At 62.7% G+C, this 22,370-nt stretch carries 22 protein-coding genes and 2 pseudogenes; 17 read left to right on the top strand and 7 right to left on the bottom strand.

The window, feature by feature from the left end; genetic code table 11:
* Positions 1-61: 61 nt before the first annotated feature.
* From NKI39_RS24135 to NKI39_RS24110, 6 genes are all read left to right on the top strand, one after another.
* Positions 62-775, top strand: a complete 714-nt coding sequence (locus NKI39_RS24135; protein WP_352471895.1) for an ABC transporter permease — start codon at positions 62-64, stop codon at positions 773-775.
* Complete coding sequence (locus NKI39_RS24130) at positions 772-1,599, top strand: ABC transporter permease (RefSeq protein WP_352471897.1); 828 nt, start codon at positions 772-774, stop codon at positions 1,597-1,599. Before NKI39_RS24135 ends, NKI39_RS24130 begins: the two co-directional genes overlap by 4 nt.
* A 64-nt stretch (positions 1,600-1,663) precedes the next feature.
* Positions 1,664-2,533 carry an NAD(P)-dependent oxidoreductase gene (locus NKI39_RS24125; protein ID WP_352834913.1) on the top strand — a complete coding sequence of 290 codons (870 nt, stop codon included), beginning with the start codon at positions 1,664-1,666 and terminating at the stop codon, positions 2,531-2,533.
* 9 nt (positions 2,534-2,542) lie between these two features.
* The gene (locus tag NKI39_RS24120; RefSeq protein WP_352502420.1) at positions 2,543-3,247 is read left to right on the top strand and encodes a DNA alkylation repair protein; all 705 of its coding nucleotides are present in this window, start codon (positions 2,543-2,545) and stop codon (positions 3,245-3,247) included.
* Complete coding sequence (locus NKI39_RS24115; RefSeq protein ID WP_352834911.1) at positions 3,207-3,788, top strand: GNAT family N-acetyltransferase; 582 nt, start codon at positions 3,207-3,209, stop codon at positions 3,786-3,788. The genes NKI39_RS24120 and NKI39_RS24115 overlap by 41 nt, the downstream gene beginning before the upstream one ends.
* Positions 3,789-3,850: 62 nt before the next feature.
* Positions 3,851-4,423 (top strand): DUF3299 domain-containing protein, encoded by a 573-nt coding sequence (locus NKI39_RS24110; protein WP_352834908.1) that lies wholly within the window; start codon positions 3,851-3,853, stop codon positions 4,421-4,423.
* Between the two features lie 350 nt (positions 4,424-4,773).
* Here the strand turns inward: NKI39_RS24110 and NKI39_RS24105 are convergent, their stop codons facing one another.
* The 4 genes and pseudogenes from NKI39_RS24105 to NKI39_RS24090 form a co-directional block, all read right to left on the bottom strand.
* Positions 4,774-5,265 (bottom strand): Lrp/AsnC family transcriptional regulator, encoded by a 492-nt coding sequence (locus NKI39_RS24105; RefSeq protein ID WP_023675006.1) that lies wholly within the window; start codon positions 5,263-5,265, stop codon positions 4,774-4,776.
* Between the two features lie 201 nt (positions 5,266-5,466).
* A pseudogene (locus NKI39_RS24100) lies at positions 5,467-6,084 on the bottom strand (uracil-DNA glycosylase family protein); the annotation flags it as partial.
* A gap of 13 nt (positions 6,085-6,097) precedes the next feature.
* Complete coding sequence (locus NKI39_RS24095; RefSeq protein WP_352540524.1) at positions 6,098-6,709, bottom strand: glutathione S-transferase; 612 nt, start codon at positions 6,707-6,709, stop codon at positions 6,098-6,100.
* A 41-nt stretch (positions 6,710-6,750) separates the two neighbouring features.
* Positions 6,751-7,374: a thermonuclease family protein gene (locus NKI39_RS24090; RefSeq protein WP_352834905.1), complete on the bottom strand. Its 624-nt coding sequence runs from the start codon at positions 7,372-7,374 to the stop codon at positions 6,751-6,753.
* 75 nt (positions 7,375-7,449) lie between these two features.
* On the opposite strand from NKI39_RS24090, the gene NKI39_RS24085 reads away from it, so the two are divergent.
* Positions 7,450-8,964: a sensor histidine kinase gene (locus NKI39_RS24085; protein WP_352774127.1), complete on the top strand. Its 1,515-nt coding sequence runs from the start codon at positions 7,450-7,452 to the stop codon at positions 8,962-8,964.
* A 4-nt stretch (positions 8,965-8,968) separates the two neighbouring features.
* On the opposite strand, the gene NKI39_RS24080 is transcribed toward NKI39_RS24085, so the two are convergent.
* Positions 8,969-9,967: a nicotinate-nucleotide--dimethylbenzimidazole phosphoribosyltransferase gene (locus NKI39_RS24080; RefSeq protein WP_352834958.1), complete on the bottom strand. Its 999-nt coding sequence runs from the start codon at positions 9,965-9,967 to the stop codon at positions 8,969-8,971.
* Between the two features lie 198 nt (positions 9,968-10,165).
* Here NKI39_RS24080 and NKI39_RS24075 point away from each other — a divergent pair, with 198 nt between their 5' ends.
* Both NKI39_RS24075 and NKI39_RS24070 read left to right on the top strand, forming a co-directional pair.
* Positions 10,166-10,399, top strand: coding sequence for a DUF1289 domain-containing protein (locus tag NKI39_RS24075; protein ID WP_352471906.1), 234 nt, complete (start codon positions 10,166-10,168; stop codon positions 10,397-10,399).
* A 13-nt stretch (positions 10,400-10,412) separates the two neighbouring features.
* Complete coding sequence (locus NKI39_RS24070; RefSeq protein WP_352834903.1) at positions 10,413-11,117, top strand: TIGR02281 family clan AA aspartic protease; 705 nt, start codon at positions 10,413-10,415, stop codon at positions 11,115-11,117.
* A gap of 8 nt (positions 11,118-11,125) precedes the next feature.
* On the opposite strand, the gene dusA is transcribed toward NKI39_RS24070, so the two are convergent.
* Together dusA and NKI39_RS24060 are read right to left on the bottom strand one after the other, a co-directional pair.
* Entirely contained in the window at positions 11,126-12,118 is a 993-nt protein-coding gene (gene dusA / locus NKI39_RS24065; protein ID WP_352471908.1) for a tRNA dihydrouridine(20/20a) synthase DusA, read from the bottom strand.
* Between the two features lie 163 nt (positions 12,119-12,281).
* A complete protein-coding gene (locus tag NKI39_RS24060) occupies positions 12,282-12,953 on the bottom strand; it encodes a GntR family transcriptional regulator (RefSeq protein WP_023674997.1) in 672 nt (223 codons plus the stop codon).
* Between the two features lie 140 nt (positions 12,954-13,093).
* Between NKI39_RS24060 and NKI39_RS24055 the strand changes: the two genes are divergently transcribed.
* From NKI39_RS24055 to NKI39_RS24020, 8 genes and pseudogenes are all read left to right on the top strand, one after another.
* Complete coding sequence (locus NKI39_RS24055; RefSeq protein ID WP_352766565.1) at positions 13,094-13,681, top strand: amino acid synthesis family protein; 588 nt, start codon at positions 13,094-13,096, stop codon at positions 13,679-13,681.
* Positions 13,674-15,473: an alpha/beta fold hydrolase gene (locus NKI39_RS24050; protein WP_352834901.1), complete on the top strand. Its 1,800-nt coding sequence runs from the start codon at positions 13,674-13,676 to the stop codon at positions 15,471-15,473. The genes NKI39_RS24055 and NKI39_RS24050 overlap by 8 nt, the downstream gene beginning before the upstream one ends.
* A 5-nt stretch (positions 15,474-15,478) precedes the next feature.
* A complete protein-coding gene (locus tag NKI39_RS24045) occupies positions 15,479-16,537 on the top strand; it encodes an LLM class flavin-dependent oxidoreductase (protein WP_352834899.1) in 1,059 nt (352 codons plus the stop codon).
* Positions 16,534-18,009, top strand: coding sequence for an aldehyde dehydrogenase (locus tag NKI39_RS24040; protein ID WP_352834897.1), 1,476 nt, complete (start codon positions 16,534-16,536; stop codon positions 18,007-18,009). The genes NKI39_RS24045 and NKI39_RS24040 overlap by 4 nt, the downstream gene beginning before the upstream one ends.
* 83 nt (positions 18,010-18,092) lie before the next feature.
* Entirely contained in the window at positions 18,093-19,112 is a 1,020-nt protein-coding gene (locus tag NKI39_RS24035; RefSeq protein ID WP_352471913.1) for an ABC transporter substrate-binding protein, read from the top strand.
* 66 nt (positions 19,113-19,178) lie between these two features.
* Positions 19,179-20,040, top strand: a pseudogene (locus NKI39_RS24030) (ABC transporter permease).
* 1 nt (position 20,041) lies between these two features.
* Positions 20,042-20,842: an ABC transporter permease gene (locus NKI39_RS24025; protein ID WP_352774140.1), complete on the top strand. Its 801-nt coding sequence runs from the start codon at positions 20,042-20,044 to the stop codon at positions 20,840-20,842.
* On the top strand, positions 20,839-21,915 hold the full coding sequence (locus tag NKI39_RS24020) for an ABC transporter ATP-binding protein (protein ID WP_352774142.1): 1,077 nt from the start codon (positions 20,839-20,841) through the stop codon (positions 21,913-21,915). Before NKI39_RS24025 ends, NKI39_RS24020 begins: the two co-directional genes overlap by 4 nt.
* The last annotated feature ends 455 nt before the right edge of the window (positions 21,916-22,370 follow it).

Genomic DNA, 22,370 nt, shown 5'->3' with positions numbered 1-22,370 from the left:
CCGCGCACGAGGGGTGATGCGGTAAGGGTCTCGAAGAGCCTCAAGGAGAACAGGCAGGCGGATGCAGAGCGCACTGACGCTTCTCAGTTGGGGACCCGAAGGCTGGCTCGACGACATCGCCGCGGGTGTATTTGTCACGGTATGTCTTGCGCTGGCCACTCTGCCCTTCGGGCTGACGCTCGGCTTTTTCGTGGCGCTGGCCAAACAATCGGAAGAGCCGTCGCTGAGACTGGCCGGGAACATCTACACCACGATTTTTCGCGGAATACCCGAGCTGCTCACCCTATTTCTCATCTTCTTCGGCATCCCATTGATCCTGCAGTACATTGTCCGGCTGGTGAGCCCTGGCACCTCCGCCGACGTCAACAGCTTCGTCGCCGGCATGATCGCGCTGTGCTTCATTTTCTCCTCTTATTCCAGCGAGGTGTTTTTATCCGCCTTCCGCGCCATTCCAAAAGGGCAATATGAGGGAGGCTATTCGGTTGGCCTGTCCAGCGGCCAGACGATGCGGCTGATCGTGTTGCCGCAGTTGATCCGCATCGCGTTGCCCGGACTTGCCAATCTCTGGCTTATCCTGCTCAAGGACACCGCGCTCGTCTCGGCCGTCGGGCTCAACGAGATCCTCCGGCAGAGCGGGGTTGCCGCTCGCGTCACCAAGCATGCCTTCCTGTTTTACGGTTTTGCCGGCCTGATCTATCTCCTGCTGGCGATCGTCTCCTCCTTCGGCATCAATGCGATCGAACGAGCGGTCGGCAGCAGCGAGGTCAAAAGATGAGCCTGGCCACCGACACGCTGAAGGTCGACCGGCCGCCGCCGCCCGCACGCGGCTGGTCGCGCCAACGCATCCTCGGCCATGTCCTGGTCGGCCTGTGGATCGCTCTCGGCATCGGCATGGTCGTCTACCTGGTCGCTGCGTGGAACCCGGAGTTCTTCCAGAAATATGCACCCGGCTACATATCCGGCCTCGGCATCACCCTGTTGCTGGTTGCCATCTCGATTGTGCTTGGCGCGATCCTGTCGGTGCCGATCGCCTATGCACGTATGTCGAAGAACCCGATCCTCTCGGGGTTTGCCTATGCCTATGTCTATTTTTTTCGCGGCACGCCGCTGTTGGCGCAGACCTTCCTGGTCTACTACGGATTGGGCTCCTTCCGGCCGGAACTCGAGATGGTCGGCCTGTGGGGTTTCTTCCGCGAGGCGTTCAACTGCGCGATCTTCGCCTTTTCGCTGAATACGGCCGCGTACCAGGCCGAGATTTTGCGTGGCGCGATCGAGAGCGTACCGAGGGGTCAATGGGAAGGTGCCGCCTCGCTCGGCCTGCACAAAGTGCAAATCCTACGGAAAATTATCCTGCCGCAGGCGCTGATCGTGGCGCTCCGCCCGTATGGCAACGAGATCATCCTGATGATCAAGGGCTCGGCGATCGTCGCCATCATCACCGTCTATGATCTGATGGGCATCACGAAGCTCACCTATGCGCGCACTTTCGACTTCCAGTCCTTTATATGGGCGGCGATCATCTATCTGATCATTGTCGAGATCCTGCGTCACGCGGTCGAATGGATCGAACGGCGCATCACCATCCACCTGCACCGCTGACTCCCATCGCCTTGCCTGATCCGGTAAGAAGACCGCAAAGCAGGCTTCTAGGGGATTCGAAAACATGGCTTCGGTGGCATTTCTTGGTCTTGGCGTCATGGGTTATCCGATGGCCGGACATCTCAAGAACAAGGGCGGTTACGATGTCACCGTCTACAATCGTACCAGCGCCAAGGCCGAGCAGTGGGTTGCCCAGCACGGCGGCAGCTTCGCTGCGACGCCAGCGGAGGCGGCGGAGGGCAAGGACTTCGTCTTTTCCTGCGTCGGCAATGACGACGATCTGCGCTCGGTGACGACCGGTGCCGAGGGCGCCTTCAATTCCATGAAGAAAGGCGCGATCTTCATCGACAACACAACGGCATCGGCCGAGGTCGCGCGCGAACTGGCGCAGCACGCGCAAGCGCTCGGGTTTGCGTTCCTCGACGCCCCGGTCTCCGGCGGTCAGGCAGGCGCCGAGAACGGCATGCTGACCGTGATGGTCGGCGGCGAGCCTGACGCCTTCGACAGGGCCAAGCCAGTCATAGATGCTTATGCCCGCATGGTCGGGTTGATGGGACCGGCAGGGGCTGGCCAGCTCACCAAGATGATCAACCAGATCTGCATCGCCGGCCTCGTTCAGGGACTGGCCGAAGGTATCCACTTCGGCAAGCAGGCCGGGCTCGACATCGAAAAGGTAATCGAGGTTATCTCCAAGGGCGCCGCCGGTTCCTGGCAGATGGAGAACCGCCACAAGACGATGAATGCCGGCAAATATGATTTCGGCTTCGCCGTCGACTGGATGCGCAAGGATCTTGGCATCTGCCTCGCCGAGGCCGACCGCAACGGCGCCAAACTGCCGGTGACGGCACTTGTCGACCAGTTCTACAAGGACGTGCAGGCGATGGGCGGCAAGCGCTGGGACACGTCCTCGCTGCTGGCGCGGCTGGAGAAATAGGATTTCACCGTGGCCGAGCTTTCGCCTCAATCCAGCGCCGATGAAATCGTCGCTCATCTGCGCTCGATCGCCTCAGAGGAAAATCGGCTTGGCATGCTGCGCTACGGCATCAAGATCGAACGTGCGCTCGGTATCTCGCATGGCGTGCAGCGGCATATTGCCAAGAAAATCAAGCGCAACCATGAGCGTGCCTTCGAGCTTTGGCAGACAGGCATCATGGAGGCGCAGTTCATCGCTTCCGTGACAGCCGATCCGGAGCGGTTCTCCGCCGCGGATGCAAGACGATGGGCGGCGACTTTCGATTCCTGGGATATTGTCGACGGGGTCTCCGATCTCTTTGTCGATACGGATTGCTGGAGGGAATTGATCGCCGAATTCGCGGTCGACGAACGGGAATTCGTTCGACGCACGGCTTTTGCGATGATGGCCTGGTCGGTGGTCCACCGAAAGAAGGAACCCGAGACGACCTTCCTCGAATTTCTGCCGATCATCGAAGCGCATGCGACCGACGCCCGCAATTTTGTGAAGAAGGCCGTGAACTGGGCGCTTCGTTCGATCGGCAAGCGATCGATGAATTTGCACGGCCCTGCCCTTGCCGTGGCGCTAAAACTGGCGGCCTCGACAGACAGGACCGCACGCTGGATCGGCAAGGACGCCGTGAAGGAACTTTCCGATGCCAAGACGCTCGAGCGGCTCGCCGCCAGAAAAGCTTGACCTGAGCGAAGTGCGCTTCACGGAGGTGAAGCAATCGACGCGCGCCGATTTCGAAAACCTGTTCGAGCAACCCGGCGGGCCGAAATACTGCTGGTGTATGGCTTGGCGCAATCTCGACCGCCGCGAGCTTGTCGAGAACGACGAGAAGAAACGCGCGATGATGACGCTGATCGATGCCGGCACGCCGGTCGGCATTGTCGCCCAGATCGATGGCCGGACCGTCGGCTGGTGCTCGATTGCGCCGCGCGAGACCTACCGCAAGCTGTCACGGCAGCAGGACGATAGCGAGATGGGCATCTGGTCGATCGTCTGCTTCTTTGTGCCGAGAGCGTTGCGCGGCGGCGGGCTGGCAAGCGCATTGCTCGACGCGGTCATCGATCACGCCTTTGCCAAAGGCGCCAGGACGATCGAAGCCTATCCCGTCGACCAGGCTTCGCCGAGCTACAGCTTCATGGGTTTTCGCGACATGTTCGTCGCCCGCGGCTTTCGCGAGATCGGCATGACCGGCTCACGCCGGCATGTGATGCGGCTTGAGCGTTGACCTGTGAGGCAGCGGCAGCTTTACTTGATGTCCGCAGATCAAGGCTCAACGGCGGAGCAGCGATGAGCAACCGTTTTAAATCAGGCACGATCATGGCAACTGCCTTGTTGGCGTCCGCGATCGCGGCAAGCGCTTCCACTGGGACCACGCACATTTTCTGGAAGGATCTGCGCCCGGCTACCCAGGCAGCCGCCGAAGGCGTCGGACTGCCGATGATCGCGGCCAAAATGCCGGATCGTGGCGAGACGCTCTCACTCGACTTGCAGGACAAGACCGTGCAACTCGCAGGCTATGCGCTGCCGGTCGACCGCGATGGTGATCTCGTCTACCAATTCCTGCTGGTGCCGTGGACGGGAGCCTGCAGCCACATGCCGACGCCGCCGCCCAACCAGATCGTCCTCGTCACGCCTGCACAGCCTTACAGGATGTCCGAGGCCTACCAGCCGGTTTCGGTGACCGGCGCATTACGGCCGGGCATGGAGAAGAGCCAGCTTTTCATCCTCGACGGCGTCAGTGTCATCCAGTCGGGCTACACCGTGCGCAAGGCCGAGGTGGTTAACGTCGACGCCGTGCCGGACACGATCACGCTGCCGGTCAACTCGCCCTGGAGTTTCCTCAACAAAAAGAAGAACTAAACGGGGCTAACTCAAGGAATGGACGGAACTGGGATAAGCATGGAGTTCGTGCAATCCGTTCCATCGATGGATACCATCGCGCGGCACCCCTCCCAAAGCCATATCACAAACGTGCCCTGAGTATGCTGGCTGTCTATCCTGCCTGGCCTCGTGAAAAATATCGATATTTCAGCTGCAGATTCTCTTGGGATGTCAAATTCTTCCGCCCACGGCTCGACTATCAAACGAACACTGTCGGTGCCGTCGTTGCGAAAACCGAATATTAGAGTTTGCTCCGTCAACCGTCGTCTCTGCAGCAGGCTGGGTGGCTCTAGATCCGGTTGCGCCCGACCTCACAAATCGATAGGGCTTCAGGCGGCGTTGGCGCCGGACTCCTTGTCGAGCATCATGTAATCCAGCGGCATCTCGGTCGTGTATTTGATCTGCTCCATGGCGAAGGAAGACGACACGTCGCGGATCTCGATCTTGGCGATCAGCCGCTTGTAGAAGGCGTCGTAGGCGGCGATATCGGGCACCACGACGCGCAAGAGATAGTCGACGTCGCCGCTCATGCGATAGAATTCGACCACTTCCGGGAATTCCTGGATGACCTCCGAAAAGCGCCGCAGCCATTCATGGCTGTGCGAATTGGTGCGGATCGAGACGAACACCGTTACCCGCACATTGACCTTTTCATGGTCGAGGATGGCGACGCGCCGCTTGATGACGCCCTCTTCCTCGAGCTTCTGGATGCGCCGCCAGCACGGCGTCGTCGACAGGCCGACCTTCTTGGCGACGTCGGCGACTGCAAGCGTCGCATCCTCCTGTAGGAGGCGGAGAATTTTTCTATCAAGGCGGTCCATTGGGTGCTCCCCTGATGCAAGTCGTCCAAGTGCGCAGCGGCCTTGGCACAACGACATGCATAAAAACAAGAATTTAACGCGCGTCCCCTCATGCGCGACGCGCTTCGAGGAATGGATTACCATAATCCCTCTTGCTCGAGCCTATTACAAGAAAGAAATTCTGCCGCATAGTGCGAAAGCGAGTGATTTCTTGCTGAATGCCTAGCCGAGGCGATAGCGGATTTCCGATCTCAGAAAGGGCAGCAAATCCATTTCAAACCATGGATTGCGCTTCAGCCAGCCGGTGTTGCGCCAGGACGGGTGCGGCAGCGGCAGGACTTTCGGGTCGGTTGCCGCCGCCCAGATGGCACGCCAATCCATGACCGTTTCCGTCAGCGAGGGACGGCGCGCTGCGCCCATATGCCAGCTTTGCGCGTAGATGCCGATCGTCAGCACCATATCGACTTGCGGCATCAGCGCCATCAGCGATGTGCGCCAGGCCGGCGCACATTCGCGGCGCGGCGGCAGGTCGGCGCCCCCGGCGTCCTGACCGGGAAAGCAAAAGCCCATCGGCACGATGGCGAATTTGTCCGTGTCGTAAAATTCCTCGCTGCCGACGCCCAGCCAGCTTCGCAGCCGGTCGCCGGAGGCGTCGGTGAACGGCATCCCTGTAATGTGAACCTTGGTACCCGGCGCCTGGCTGGCGATCAGGATACGCGCACTCGACGATGGCCTGAGCACCGGACGCGGCTGGTGCGGCAACGGCCTGCCGGCCGGGTTATCGACGCAGGTGCGGCAGGCGCGTACCCTCGCCGCCAAGGCTTCCAGCTCTTCGCTCATTCGGAACTCGTTGTCAGGCGGCGGCACTCGGCCGGCTGGAGATTTCCCGATGCCAGCGCAGCACGTTCGTGCACTCTTCGGGTACCTTGATGCGAGCCGGCTTCATGAAGTCGATGGCGACCAGCCCGGTGATGTCGGCGATCGAATAGGCATCGCCGGCGACGAATTCCCTGCCGGCGAGCTCAGTGTCCAGAAATCTCAGGAATTCGATCGCCTTCGGCTTGTTGGCCTCGCCCCATTCGGGGATTTGCGGGATCTCCCATTCCCTCATTGCGGGGTGGATGTGCCGGAACGCCGCGGCGACGCAGCCGAACAGATTGAACTCCACACGTCTTTGCCACATCTCGACGATCGCCTTGCCGAGCGCGCCACGCCCGAACAAAGCCGGCTCGGGGTGCAGTTCCTCGAAGTAACGACAGATTGCGACGGATTCGGTGATGACTGTGCCGTCGTCGAGCTCGAGCACCGGCAGACGCTTCAGCGGATTGCGCGAGCTGACCGGCTGCTCTTTGTGCTCCAGCGCGCCCATGTCGACGGGCACCAGCGGAACCTGAAGTCCCTTTTCGGCCAGAAAAATCCGAACCCGGCGTGGATTGGGCGCGCGCCCGCCGTCGAACAGCTTCATCTCTATCCTCCTCGTCCGTCTCGACGAACTATAGGCACAGCTCACCAGAAGCGAAAAATTTCGCGCAAGGCGTCGCCGATCGACGCCAAGGTACCGTGCTTTCTTTCAACCAGCTCATGGCCGTGGCTCTCGCGCCAGTTCTTCGGCTCGTCGAAAGTTCCGGCCCAGATGCCGGCTTTGCCCGCGCGCGCAGCAGCTTCCTCGGTCTCGAAATCGCCAAAGGCGACCGCCCAGCCGGCCTCGACCTGCGCGCGGTTGAGATCCTTGCCGCCGGCCTTGCAGTCGCCGAGCAGCCTGCCGTAGCGGTCGCGCTGCCAGCCGCTGCAGGAGACGGCTTTGCCGGCGATCAACCGCACCAGGGACTGCCGCGCGAGCTTGCCGCAAGGATAGTCGGCACCGTCCTTGCGGCAGATTTGCGAATATTCCGGCGCGTCGATGCCACGCATGCGGATGCGCTCGCCGCCGAGCGTGATGCTATCGCCGTCATTGACGGTGGCCGCGCCCTCCGTCTTGCGCGTCTCGATCCGGTCGAGGCGCGCCGCCAGGAGGATCGCCAGGCCGAGCACGATGAGTGTCAGCCCATAGTCCATTAGTCGGCGCCACAGGCTTCGCGGACGTGGCGCATAGTATCGCTGGCGAGGCCATTGCGACCACGAACGGCTCATATGGCAAACCGTTGGTTAATCATTCGAACGTAGCTTAACGATTTGAAATTGCTGCCCGCGTAAATTGAAGACTTCATGCCCCTGCAACGCTCGACCATGGCAGACAAGTTTATTGTGGACCGCAGGAAACGCCATCGCAACAGCGATGTCGCGCGCGCGGTGCGCAAGACGCGCGACCGTCTTTCGCAGCAAGCCGGAAATCCCGACTTCGACCGCGAGCTGTTGAAGCTCCACGCGCTTTCGATGACCGGCGGCGTGATCGTCATTCCGCTGCTCATCCTGGCAACGGCCGCGGCAGGCTTGTTCGCGGGCATCGGCAAGGAGATCGGCGTCTGGGCGCTGTTCACATTCATCTGCTATACCATCGTTGCATTCATGGCCAGACGCGTCACTCAAGCGTCCGAGCTCAACCCGCTGGAAACGCATAGGGATTTCCTGATCGGCCATTTTCTGTGCGGGCTTGGCTGGGCCTGGTTCGCATGGCTCGGCTGCGAAGCTTGCCAAATGGATCAGTTCCAGGTCGCCAAGGCGGTGGTGCTGCTGCTCGCCATGTCGGCAACCGCGATCCTGGCCTCGTCCCTGCGCGGTGCGCTGTTGGCGACCTTCGCCCTCCCGGTCGCCATCTATGCTTATGCCAGTGCGAAATTATGGATGCCGGTCGAGGCGATCATGGCAGGCTTGCTGATCTCCTCGTTGCCTTTCTTCGCCTATGTAGCGCGCCAGCTCAACCGTTCCTCGCTGATGCTGCTGTCGTTCCGCTCCGAAAAGGATGCGCTGATCGCCGAACTGGAGACGGCGAAATCGATGTCGGACGAGGCACGGCGGCGGGCGGAAGACGCCAATCTGGCGAAATCGCGTTTCCTGGCCTCGATGAGCCACGAACTGCGCACACCGCTCAACGCCATTCTCGGCTTTTCCGAAGTGATGGCCAACGAGGTGCTCGGCCCGATGAGCAACCCGACCTATCGCGACTATGCCCGTGACGTGCACGACTCCGGACAGCATCTGCTCGACCTGATCAACGAAATCCTCGATTTGTCGCGCATCGAAGCGGGCCGCTACCAGCTCAACGAGGAGCCGATGATGCTGCTCTCCGTCGTCGAGGATTGCTGCCACATGATGGAGCTGAAGGCGCGCAACAAGGACATCCGCATCGTCCAGGATTTCGAAAACGCCTTGCCGCGCTTGTTCGCCGACGAACGCGCGGTGCGGCAGATTGCGCTCAACCTGTTGTCCAATGCCATAAAGTTCACCGCCACCGGCGGCGAAATCCGTGTGCGCGTCGGCTGGACGGCGGGCGGCGGGCAATATCTCTCCGTCAAGGACAATGGGCCGGGCATACCGGAAGACGAGATTCCGATCGTGCTTTCGGCCTTCGGCCAGGGCTCGATCGCCATCAAGAGCGCCGAACAGGGCACCGGGCTTGGCCTGCCGATCGTGCAAGGCTTGCTGGCCATGCATGGCGGCGAATTCCAGCTCCATTCCAGGCTGCGCGAAGGCACCGAGGCGATCGCCATCTTCCCGCTGAGCCGGGTGATGGAGGAACTGCCGGCGCTGCCGACCAAGGCGGTTGCCTCGCGCCGGCGCTGAATGCTTAACCGCGGACCGCCGCTGCCATGCCGGAGCTGGTCAGCGCGGCCGCCTTGACCAGGCCGGCGGCAAGAGCCGCCCCTACCGCCTCGCCTTGACTGACGCCCAGATCGAGCAGCGGGCGAAGGCCGAGGCGCTCGGCGGCCTTGGCGTGACCAGGCTCCGGCGACAGGCTTGCGAGGAGACAATGATCGAGCGCGGCGGGGTTGGCGGCATGTAGGACACCAGCGGCGGCAGTCACCGCAAACCCATCGAGCAGCACCGGGATCTTCTGCATCCGCGCCGCCAGAATGGCGCCGCAGATCGCGGCGAATTCCCGCCCGCCGACCCGGCGCAGCGCTTCCAGCGGGTCCTTGAGGCTCGCGCCGTGAAACGCGACCGCGGCATCGACCACCTCCGCCTTGCGCCTCTGCATCGCCGCGTCTGCCCCTGATCCAGGGCCGATCCAGTCGGCGCCGGTGCCGCCGAACAGTGCCGTGCAAAGGGCCGCGGCGACAGTCGAATTGCCGACGCCGAGGTCGCCAAGGCAAAGCAGGTCGGTGCCGCCGGCAATCGCTTCCATGCCGAAGGCCATGGTAGCGGCACAACCGCGCTCGTCCAGTGCCGCATCCTCGGTAATGTCGGTTGTCGGGATGTGCAGAGCCAGATCGAACACCTTCAAGCCGAGATCGTTGGCGATGCAGATCTGGTTGATTGCTGCACCGCCGGCGGCGCAGAGCTCGACTGCATTTGCCGTGGCGGCAGCGGGGCGCGGCGAAATGCCGTGGCGGGTGACGCCATGATTGCCGGCAAAGATCGCCACCAATGGCCGCGTCACCGCCGGCGGCGCGCGGCCGCTCCAGCCGGCGAGCCAGGCGGCGATATCCTCGATGCGACCAAGCGAGCCTTCGGGCTTGTCTGCCTTGGCAAACAACTGGCGCACGCGGGCCTTGGCCGCCATATCTCCCGGCGGCAGGCTCACCAGGAGGTCGCGAAAATCGTCGAAAGGCAGCGCGCTGGTCATGTCAATGGCAATCGTCCGTGTGAATTGGTGAGCGGCATAGCCGCCTTGGCCAGCCGGCACAAGCTCAGGCCGGCACAAGCTCCAGGCCTGGTGCAACTTCGAGGTATTGACGCGAAAAGCACCCATTGGCGGCGTTTCCCGGAGGGCTTGCATTGACTTTGTCGTTGCACCATGTGGAGGCTAGCCAAGGAAATCCTTATGACGGCCATTGAATCCCCGTGCATCCTGGTCTGCTCGATCGATATGAAAACCGGCTTCTGTTTCGGTTGCGGGCGCACGCGCGCGGAAATCGCCGCCTGGATCGACATGACCCCGCAAACCCGCCGCAGCGTCATGGCCGAGCTGCCGGCAAGGCTGGAAACGGTCGAGCGACGCCCCCGCCGGGAAACCCGTCGCAGCCGCATGGCACGCGAACGCGACGCCCTCTCGTGAACCGGCCGCAGAGATGAACCGACTGCTGTGGATTCTGATCGTCGCGATCGGGGCAGGTGTACTCCTGCTCATGCTCAACGATTCCGTCGGCAGTACATTCGGCATTGAGAATTACGATTTCAGCCAGCTGATCTGGCTTGGCGCTTTAGCGGCGCTCGTCGGCGCCGGCCTGCTCAGATCGGGCAGGCCGTTAGGCACCATGGCCCGCAGCCTCGGCGCCTGGGGCGCAATCGTGCTGGCGCTGATCGCCGGCTATCAGTACCGCTATGAGTTGCAGGATTTCGCCAGCCGCGTCACCGCCGGCCTTGTTCCCGGCAGTCCGCTGGCGCTGGGCGTGGAAGAAGGCCATGCCACCGTCACCCTGGACAAGGCCGGCAGCGGCCATTTCGAAGCGCGCGTCACGATCAACGGCACGCCGATCCTGACGGTTGTCGATACCGGCGCGACCAGCACCGTTCTGACCGCCGAGGACGCGCTGGCGGTCGGGTTCAATTCGGCGGCTCTCCGCTTCACCATACCAATCTCTACCGCCAACGGCATGACACGCGCGGCGGCGGTGCGAACCGACGAACTGTCGATCGGCGGCATCGTGCGCAAGGACATGCCCATCATGATCGCCGCACCCGGCACGCTCGGCCAGAGCCTGCTCGGCATGAATTTCATCGGCTCGCTATCGGGCTTCGACGTACGTGGCGATCGCATGATTTTGCGGGATTGAGTTTTTCCTCAGGCCGCCTCTGCGGTCCGGCCGAAATCGACCTCTGCAAAAGCCGCCTTGAGCACCTGCGGTCCGGCACCCGGCCTTGTCGCATCGGTGGACAGGATCTGCCGATAGCGGCGTGCACCGGGCAGGCCGTGAAACAGCCCGACCATGTGCCGGGTGACATGCCCGAGGCGTCCGCCCTGCTCGATATGGCGTGACGCGTAATCCGCCATGGCATCGATCAGTGCGACAAAATCGAACGACTCAGCTGTGCTGCCGTAAAACGCGGCATCGATGCCGGTGAGTATCCCTGGCGTGTGATAGGCGGCGCGGCCGAGCATGGCGCCATCGACATGGTCGAGATGCGTCAGCGCCTCTGCGAGAGATTGAATACCGCCATTGATGCCGATGAATTTGTTTTGTTTTCTGGCTTTCAGCCGATAGACGCGGCCATAGTCGAGCGGCGGGATGTCGCGATTTTCCTTTGGGCTCAGTCCTTCCAGCCAGGCCTTGCGGGCGTGCACCCACAGCGCGTCGGCGCCGGCCGCGAAAACACCATCGGCCAACGCATCGAGTGCCGGTTCCGGATCCTGCTCATCGACGCCGATACGGCACTTGACGGTGACCGGTATTTTCACCGCCGCCTTCATTGCCGCGACGCAATCCGCGACGAGCACGGGCGTCTTCATCAGGCACGCGCCGAAGGTGCCCGACTGGACGCGGTCGGACGGGCAGCCGACATTGAGGTTGATTTCATCATAGCCGAAGGCTTCGCCGATGCGCGCCGCCTCGGCCAGCTTTCCCGGATCGGCGCCGCCGAGTTGCAGCGCCAACGGATGTTCGCTGTCGTCGAAGCCAAGCAGCCGCTCGCGTGCGCCGTGGATGACCGCATCGGCCACCACCATCTCGGTATAGAGCAGCGCCTCGCGCGTCAGCTGGCGATGGAAGAACCGGCAGTGCCGGTCCGTCCAATCCATCATCGGCGCCACGGCAACTTTGTGGCGTAACATGTTCATTTTACTACTTTTCTGTCTCAGTCCGTTCGAAAGATGCACACCTAACTGACCCGATATACGATTTTGCCGCCGCAACTGAAAGCAAATTGGCATGTCACACATGTCACTGTACGCACCAGTTAGATGCCTGCCGTGGAACGATGGACCGCCGGCGGCATACCAGTCAGCCAAGGCGAAGCGTGTTGCGGGCGATCTGCCACGCGGATTCGACATGCCGCCGCGCCGCCTCCTCCGCCTCGTCCGGCTTGCGCGAGCGGATTGCATCCATGATTTCGGTCATTTCGGCGATCGCCGGCTCGCGGCGGTTCTCCGACGCGATCGTCATTGAGCGGAGCTGGTTGATGCGGACATTCAGCCCCGTCACGATTTCCCAGGCAATGCGCTTGTCCGCCGCCTCGAACAGCGTTTCGTAGAACTTGGTCGTTGCCCGCATCACCTCGACAGGCGCACCGGACGCCCACGCCTCAAGCAGGTTCGTCAAGGCGGCATCGAGCGAGGCGATCTGCGCGTCCGTGGCTGTCAGGGCGCAAGCCCGCGCCGCGATGCCCTCGAGCAGCGCCCGCAATTCATAGATTTCGTCGGTGCGGCCGAGATCCGGCTTGGCCACGGCGGGTCCGTGGCCCGGTATCATCTGCACCAGGCCTTCCGCCTCCAGCTGCCGCAGCACCTCGCGCACGACGGAACGGCTTACCCCGAGCTGATCGCATAGCGGCCGCTCGACCAGCCTTTCGCCAGGCTGGAAATGGAAGCCCATGATCGCCTCACGCATGCGCTCCAGCGCCAGCGTCCTCAGCGTCTTGGCAGAGCGGTCGATCCGCAGCGTATCGCCTGACATTTTCTCTCCCTACCCCGATCCGGCCACAAAACAGATTCCATAGCCGATTGACAAGGCTTCTGGTGCTCCATACTATGGTATACCATAAGATGATGTAAAGATTTCGGCGTTGCACAGCGCCGCGGCGACCGAGGACTTTCATGAAACCAGCCATTCGAAAGATCGTCACCTACATCGAGAACACGCTAATCGAGGGCGGCAAGGAAGCCCCAAAACCGCTGCGCCTGATCGGTGTCGCCGCTGTGCTGACAAATCCTTGGGCCGGCCGCGGTTTCACCGACGACCTGTCGCCGGAGATCCGCGCCATTGCTCCCGTCCTCGGTGAACTGCTGACCCGCGAGATTATCGCGGTTGCCGGTTCCGGCGAGGCGATAGAGGGCTACGGCAAGGCCGCGGTCTGCGGCACGGAGGGCGAGATCGAGCATGCATCGGCGCTGATCCATACGCTGCATTTCGGCAACCATTACCGTCGCGCGGTCGGCGCCAAGACCTATCTCGCCTTCACCAATCTGCGCGGAGGGCCGAACACCCCGATCATGATCCCGCTGATGGACAAGAACGACGAAGGCCGCCGCTCCCACTATCTGACCGTACATTTCCAGATCGGCGACGCGCCCGCGCCCGACGAGCTGGTGGTGGCGCTTGGCGCTTCGATTGGCGGCCGCCCGCACCATCGTATCGGCGACCGCTATCAGGACCTCAAGGAGGTCGGAGACCTGCATGGCTGACGTCGCTGCCACCGCATGGGTCCGGGACACGGCTCCGGACGGCACCGGCTTCATCCGCGCCGGCTCCGGCGCGCCGGTTCTGCTCATTCACGGTGTCGGCATGAACGCCGCAATCTGGCACGATCAGATCGTGGCGATGAAACACCATCATGACCTGATCGCCATCGACATGCTCGGCCACGGCGTTTCACCGCTGCCGCCGGAAGAAGCCAGCCTGTCGGATTTCGCCGATCAGGCGGTTCGCCTTCTCGACCATCTCGGCGTGGCGTCGGTGTCGATCGTTGGCCATTCGATGGGCGCGCTGGTCGCTCTGGAGATCGCCCTTCGCACCCCATCGCGCGTTCGCTCCATCGTCTGTCTCAATGCGGTATTCCGCCGCCCCGCGGCCTTGGCGCAGGCCGTACGCGAGCGTGCGGCCGCGCTCGGCACCCATGGCAACCCTTCCGCCATTGCGGCTACGCTTGCCCGCTGGTTCGGCGACCCGCTGCCGGCGAATCTTATCGGGGCGGCCTCTACCGCGCGCGCCGCCCTTGAAAGGGTCGACCCCGAAGGCTACGCGCGCACCTATCGCCTCTTTGCCCATGCCGATGCCGAGCATGCTGATGCTCTCCCCGGTCTTGCCCCGCCGGCCCTGTTCATGACCGGGTCGCAGGACAGCAATTCGACCCCGGCCATGTCGGCGGCGATGGCGAGGCTTGCGCCGCACGGCCAATGCCTCGTGCTCAATGGAGAAAGGCATATGATGGCAATGGCTTCACCTGAAAAAGTGACCAAACACATCATGGATTTTCTCGACACGGCAGGAGACGCTGGCGTGAAGCCGGAGACGGATGCAGTCTTTGACAGCGGCGAATTCCGGCGCGCGCTCGGCTCGTTCCTGACCGGTGTCACCATCGTCACAACGATCGGAGCGGAAGGCGAACCGCGCGGCTTCACCGCCAACTCCTTCACCTCGGTCTCGCTCGAGCCGCCGCTGGTGCTTGTCTGCATCGCCAAGAGGGCCCTGGGGCACAGTGCTTTTTCGACATCGAGAGGTTTCGCCATCAACATCCTGTCGGAGGACCAGAAGGCCCATTCCGGCATCTTCGCTTCCAAAGCAGCGGACAAGTTCGCGGCCGTGGCCTGGCAGCCGGGCCGGACCGGCAATCCGCTGATCGACGGCTCCGTTGCGGTGTTCGATTGCGGCATGGAGCAGCTGGTCGATGCTGGCGATCACTCGATCCTCATCGGCCGCGTCCACGACTTCAGCCACAACGGAGCCCAGCCCCTCGGTTATTGCAGAGGCACCTACGTCACGCCCGGCCTCAGCCAGGAGGCGCTGGCGGCGGCGCCCCCCAATACGGAGGTCGGCGCCATTCTCGAGAACGAGGGCCGTGTGCTGTTCTTCGCAACGGCCGACGGGTTTCATGAATTGCCTGCGGGGCGCGGACTGGGCACGCCCAACGATGCGCGCGGCCTCAAGGGGCGCCTTGCCGCCAGGGCCATAGACGCCCAGCTCGGCTTCCTTTTCGCGGTGTGGGACGATGCCGCCGAACCCTGGCGCACGCATGTTTATTATCGCGGAACGGCCGAGGGGTCCTATTCCGACGATCGCCAGATGCGGCTTGTCGACATCGAGCAGATCGCCGATCTGGAGATCGCCGATCCCGCGGTGCGTTCGATGCTTGCCCGCTATGCGCGCGAACGCACGGAAGATGCATTCGGCGTCTATGTCGGCAACGAGGTCGAAGGCGAAGTCCGGCCGCTCGCCAAGTCCTCGCCTTCTCAAATTTCTCTTTCCGGCCGCGGGTGAAGCCGATGAAATTTTCGCTTTTCGTCCACATGGAGCGATCGGATCCGGCCAAGCCGCATTCCGAGCTTGTCGGCGAGCTGGAGGACCTGGTTGTCCAGGCCGAAGAGGCAGGGTTCGAGACTGCCTGGATCGGCGAGCATCACGGGATGGAATTCACCATCTCGCCGAACCCGTTCATCAACATCGCCTGGCTCGCCGCCAAAACCAGGCGCATCCGGCTCGGAACAGGAACCATCGTCGCGCCGTTCTGGCACCCGATCAAGCTTGCCGGCGAAGCAGCGATGGCCGACGTCGTCACCGGCGGCCGTCTCGACATCGGCATTGCGCGCGGCGCCTACGCTTACGAATACCAGCGACTTTTCCCAGGCCTCGAGGCCTGGGTCGCCGGGCAGCGTATGCGCGAGATGGTGCCGGCGATCCGGGGCCTTTGGGATGGTGATTTCGAACTCGCCGGCGAGTTCTGGTCGTTTCCTTCAACCACCTCGTCGCCCAAGCCGCTGCAAAAGCCTTATCCGCCGATCTGGGTGGCCGCACGCGATCCGAACTCGCACGACTTTGCGGTTTCCAGCAAATGCAACGTCCAGGTGACGCCGCTTGCCTCCGGCGATGGCGAAGTGGCCAGCCTGATGGAGCGTTTCAACGCGGCGTGCAATGCCCACCCTGACGTACCAAGGCCGGAGATTATGCTGCTGATGCATACTTTCGTCGCCGAGGATGCAGCGGAGGCTGACCGGCTCGCGCAGGATCTGTCGCAGTTCTACTGCCAGTTCGGCGCCTGGTTCCAGAACAAGAAGCCGGTGCACCAGGGCATAATGGAAGCGCTGACCGAAGACGAGATCGCGGCCATGCCGCAATATGCGCCTGACAAGATCAGGCAGAACCTGGTCATTGGCGAAGCCGACGAGGTGATCGCCAGGCTGAAGGCCTACGAAGCGCTCGGCTACGATCACTATTCGATCTGGATCGACAGCGGCCTTTCCCATCGGCGCAAGAAGAAATCGCTGCAGCTCTTCATCGACAGGGTGATGCCGGCCTTTTCCGAACCGAAAGCCGGATTGCGATGAGCACCACTCAATTCAGGAACTATATTGACGGCAGCTTCGTCGAAGTGGCGGCGACCTTCGACAGCATCGATCCCTCGACGGGCGCGCCATGGGCGAAGATGCCCGCTGCATCGTCTGATGACGTCGACCGCGCCGTCGAAGCTGCACACCGGGCGCTTGGCTCCGGCACGTGGCCGGCAATGACGGCAACGGCACGCGGCAAGCTTCTGGTGCGGCTCGGCGATCTGGTGGTCGCCAATGCCGACCGGCTGGCGGAACTCGAGACGCGCGATACCGGCAAGATCATCCGCGAGACCCGCGCCCAGATCGCCTATGTCGGCAACTATTACCGCTATTATGGCGGGCTGGCCGACAAGCACGAGGGCTCGTTTGTTCCCATCGACAAGGCCGACATGGAAGTGACCATCCGGCCGGAGCCAATCGGCGTCGTAGCCGCCATTGTGCCGTGGAACTCGCAGCTCTTCCTGTCCGCCGTCAAGCTCGGGCCGGCGCTGGCGGCCGGCTGCACCATCGTTCTGAAAGCATCGGAAGACGGCCCTGCCCCGTTGCTGGCCTTCGCTGAACTCGTCCATGAGGCGGGATTTCCCGCCGGGACCGTGAACATCCTGACCGGCTTCGGCCACGATTGCGGTCACCGGCTGACCAGTCATCCGCTCGTCGCCCGCGTCGCCTTCACCGGCGGTCCCTCGACCGCTCGGCAGATCGTCAGGAATACGGCGGAAAACCTCGCCTTCACGACACTCGAGCTCGGCGGCAAAAGCCCGGTCGTGGTGTTTGCCGATGCCGATCTGGACAGCGCCGCCAACGCGGTCGTTGCCGGCATCTTCGCTGCCACCGGCCAGAGCTGCGTCGCCGGCTCGCGGCTGCTGGTCCAGCGCTCCGTGAAGGACGAATTCCTCGACCGGCTCAAGCGCAAGGCCGAGGCGATCAGGATTGGCGATCCGCAGGATCCCGCGATCGAAATGGGACCGCTCGCCACCTCGCGCCAGCGCGAATGGATAGAGAAGATCATTGCTGAAAGCCTGGCCGCGGGCGGGCAACTGGTCACCGGCGGCATCCGCCCCGCGGGCATGGCGGACGGCTTCTATTACGCGCCGACGATTATCGACGCGCCTGATCAGACGCTTGCCTGCGTGCGCGAAGAGCTCTTCGGCCCGGTGCTCTGTGTGCTAGCCTTCGACAGCGAAGCTGAAGCGCTTTCGCTCGCCAACGACACGAAGTTCGGCCTGGCGTCCGGCGTGTTCACCACCAATCTGGCAAAAGCCCACCGCATGGCGCGCGGCATCCATGCCGGCGTGGTCTGGATCAACACCTATCGGGCGGTCTCGCCGCTGGTTCCGTTTGGCGGCTACGGCCAATCCGGGCTCGGCCGCGAGGGCGGCCTCGATGCGATCCGCGACTACACGCGTTCGAAATCGGTGTGGATACGCACCTCCGACGACCCAATTCCCGATCCTTTTGTCATGCGGTAGCCGCCGCTGGCCGGAGATGCGCGATCAAGGCGAAAACGACCGATCGCGAACAGACACCAACGAAAACAACAGAGGAGAACGACATGAAACTGATCATCACCGGCTTCCTTGCCGGATTTATTGCAACGACAGTTCTGGCAACGACGGCCGCAAAGGCCGAGGACATGGTCTTCACCAGCTGGGGCGGGACGACCCAGGAAGCGCAGACCAAATCCTGGGCCGAGCCGTTCACCGCTGCATCCGGCATCAAGGTCATGCAGGACGGCCCGACCGACTACGGCAAGCTGAAGGCGATGGTCGACAGCGGCAGTGTCAACTGGGACGTCGTCGACGTCGAGATGGATTTCGCCATCAAGGCGGCCAAGGACGGTCTGCTCGAGCCGATCGACTTCAAGGCCGTGCCGAAGGCCGACCTCGATCCGCGCTTCACCACCGATCATGCCGTCGGCAGTTTCTACTATTCCTTCGTGCTCGCCTGGAACAAGGGCGCCGTTTCGGGTGAACCGGCCGGCTGGGCCGACATGTTCGACCTGACGAAGTTCCCGGGCAAGCGGACCTTCTACAAATGGTCGGCGCCCGGTGTCATCGAGATCGCGCTGCTGGCCGATGGTGTTCCGGCGGACAAGCTCTATCCGCTGGATCTCGATCGCGCCTTCAAGAAACTCGACACCATCAAGTCGGACATCGTCTGGTGGGGCGGCGGGGCGGAGTCGCAGCAATTGATCGCATCCGGCGAAGCAACGTTCGGCCAGCTGTGGAACGGCCGCGTCTTCGCACTGGACAAGGAAGGCGCCGATGTCGGCGTCTCCTGGAACCAGAACCTGACCGCAGCCGACGTTCTGGTGGTACCGAAGGGTGCCAAGAACAAGGATACGGCGATGAAATTCCTCGCCGCGGCGAGCAGCCCCGCCGGCCAGGCCAAATTTGCCGAAGCCAGCGGCTATGCGCCGATCAACACCAAGGCCAAGGCAGAGATGCCGGCCGATGCCGTGAAATCGCTGCCGGACGCTCATGTCGACGGACAGATCAATCTCGACATGAACTACTGGGCCGCCAATCGCGACACCATCGCCGCGCGCTGGTATGCCTGGCAGGCGAAATAAGCCCGCCCCTGAACCGCAATGGACGAGACGGTTCGCGCCGTCTCGTCCCGTAGCCGGGTCGCTGTCATGTCGGTCGAAACACGCCGGAACTTTGGAACGGTGCGGGTGCCGGCAGGTCTCAATGGCCTGCTGCCGGCCCTGATTCTGATTATGCTGTTCTTCGTCGTCCCCGTGCTGGCGCTGCTTTTGCGCAGTGTCACGGAGCCCGAGCCAGGCTTGCAGAACTATGCTGCCCTGCTTGGTGACGGCACCTATGCGCGGGTGTTCTTCAACACATTCTTGGTCGCGGCGTTGGTCACCATCGTCACGGTCCTTGTCGCCTTTCCGGTCGCCTGGATGCTGGCGATCATGCCTTCGGGACTGGCCTCGATCATCTTCGGCATCATCATTCTGTCGATGTGGACGAACCTGCTCACCCGCACCTATGCCTGGATGGTGCTCCTGCAGCGTACCGGCGTGATCAACCGGACGCTGATGACCATCGGCGTCATCGACCAGCCGCTGCCGCTCATCAACAATCTCACCGGCGTCACTATCGGCATGGTCTATATCATGCTGCCCTTCATGATTCTGCCGCTGGTCGGCACGTTACGGGCGATCGATCCGATGACGCTGCGTGCGGCGTCGCTGTGCGGCGCAAGCCCTTTCCAGGCGTTCCGCCGCATCCTCGTGCCGCTGTCGCTGCCCGGTGTCGCGGCCGGCGGCCTGATGGTCTTCGTCATGTCGCTCGGCTACTTCGTAACGCCGGCACTGCTCGGCGGCACGTCGAACATGATGCTTGCCGAAATGATCGCGCAGATGGTCCAGTCGCTGCTCAACTGGGGGCTCGGCAGCGCCGCTGCCTTCATCCTGCTTGTCGTTCACCATGGTTCTCTACGCGCTGCAACTCCGCCTTGTCGGTGCCAGGCGCATGAGCGGAGGCATCTGAGATGCTGCTCGACTATGACCGCATAGGTTGGCTACGGGTTGCCCTGCTCGGCTTCACCGCGCTGGTCGCTGGCTTTCTTCTGTTGCCGGTGGTCTTCATTGTCCTGCTCTCCTTCGGCTCGTCGCGCTGGCTGGCTTTTCCGCCGCCCGGCTGGACGCTCAAATGGTACCAGGAGCTTTTTGCCGATCCGGCCTGGCTCGACGCCGCGCTGACCAGCGCTCGGATCGCCACCATGACGGCGATCCTGGCAGTAGCGATCGGCCTGCTCGCCTCCTTTGCCCTGGTTCGCGGAAGGTTTGCCGGACGTGAGATCCTGCGCGGCCTGCTGCTGACGCCGATGGTGCTGCCCGTCGTTGTCTTCGCCATCGCCATCTACGCCTTCTTCCTTCGCCTTGGCCTCGGCGGCACCACCATCGGCTTCGTCATCGCCCACACCGTGCTGGCGCTGCCCTTCGCCATCATTCCGATCGCCACCGCGCTCGAAGGGTTCGACAAGTCGATCGAGGACGCGGCAATCGTCTGCGGGGCAAGCCCGCTCGAGGCCAGGCTCAGGATCACCTTGCCGTCAATCCGGATCGGCATCTTCTCCGCCGCGATCTTTTCCTTCCTCGCGTCGTGGGACGAAGTCGTGGTGGCGATCTTCATGGCCAGCCCGAGCTTGCAAACCTTGCCCGTCAAGATCTGGGGCAGTCTGCGGTCGGACCTCAGTCCGGTGATCGCCGCTGCCTCCAGCCTGCTGGTCGGGCTGACGCTTGCCCTGATGGTGATGACGGCGCTGCTGCAGCGAAAGTTCCGGACATGACCCACCCTTTCCTCTCCATCTGCAATCTGCGCAAGGCGTTCGGGGCGATCGTCGCCGTGCACGACGTCACGCTGGACATTCCCAGGGGCGAGTTCCTGACCTTCCTCGGGCCCTCCGGTTCGGGAAAATCGACGACGCTCTACGCGATCGCCGGCTTTCAGGACCCGACTTCCGGCGATGTCTTGCTGGAAGGAAAGTCGCTGCTTGCGGTGCCCCCGCACAAGCGCAACATCGGCATGGTCTTCCAGCGCTACACGCTGTTTCCGCATCTGACGGTGGCCGAAAACGTCGCTTTTCCGCTGCGGGTTCGCCGCCGGCCGGACGCCGAGGTGAAGAAAAAGGTCGCCGACATGCTGGCCCTGGTGCGGCTCGAAAGCTTTGCCGGACGCTTACCCGGTGCGCTGTCGGGCGGCCAGCAGCAGCGGGTCGCGCTGGCGCGGGCGCTGGCCTACGATCCTCCGATCCTTTTGATGGACGAGCCATTGTCGGCGCTCGACAAGAAGCTGCGCGAGGAAATCCAGGGCGAAATCCGCCGCATCCATCGCCAGACCGGCGTCACCATTCTCTACGTCACCCACGATCAGGAAGAGGCGCTGCATCTGTCGGACCGAATCGCCCTGTTCAAGGATGGCCGCATCGAGCAGACCGGCACCGGCGAGGATCTCTATCTCAGGCCGGCGACCGATTTCGTCGCCGGCTTCATCGGCAATTCGAATTTCCTCGCCGCCGAACATCTCGGCACCACCAACGGCACGACAACGATCCGCATGACAGACGGTTCGGTCATATCCGGAGTCAGGGCCAACGGCACGTTCGGCAAAGGCCAGAAGACCAGGCTGATGATCCGGCCCGAAGCCTTTAGCATGGAGCGGAGCCCGGCGAGCGCGGAACTGAATGTCGAGATCGTCGACATCGCATTTTACGGCGAGCGCCGGCGGATCGTCGCGCGCATCGCCGCTGGACAGGAGGTTGACATCAGGCCGACCTCCGCCGCCATGCAATCGCAGGATGTGTGGCCCTGCAGCCGGCAGGTTTTTTTCGATCCCGCTGCTGCATTCCTGTTTCCGGCCTGACTAAGCCGCGGTGGATCGCCGCCCTTCAACGCTTCGCAGCTGATTGGATGGCGGGCGCAACTCCCGTACCCATTGACAGTCGTCATGCTCGGTTGGAAGATGAAGAAGGTCCGCGGCGATAGCCATACGGGAAGGCAATGGTCCAACCGCCAGATACCGGACACCATCCTGGCAGCGTCGTCGCGGTCATCGTCATTTGTTTGATCATCGTTGCTTTGTTCTTCATAGGCTTCAGATACTCAAGGCCAGGCCAGGGTACCCTCGTAATTCCCGGCGGTACGCTGCAGCAACCGTGAATCCGACCCCTTGGCGCTGACGCGAAGCCGTTCTCAAGTTGTGTGCGTCAAGTTCTGCAAAATGGCGTGGCATCGCGGTGACGTCGGCGTGTCCGCCGCGCAGCCCCCGTGTTTAGCGGAGCGGCGGACACATGACGGTGCTCAGGCGGCCAAGGCCCT

This window comes from Mesorhizobium sp. M0664 (assembly GCF_040320565.1).
Lineage (GTDB): Bacteria > Pseudomonadota > Alphaproteobacteria > Rhizobiales > Rhizobiaceae > Mesorhizobium.
This window is presented reverse-complemented; position numbering and strand designations above follow the sequence as displayed.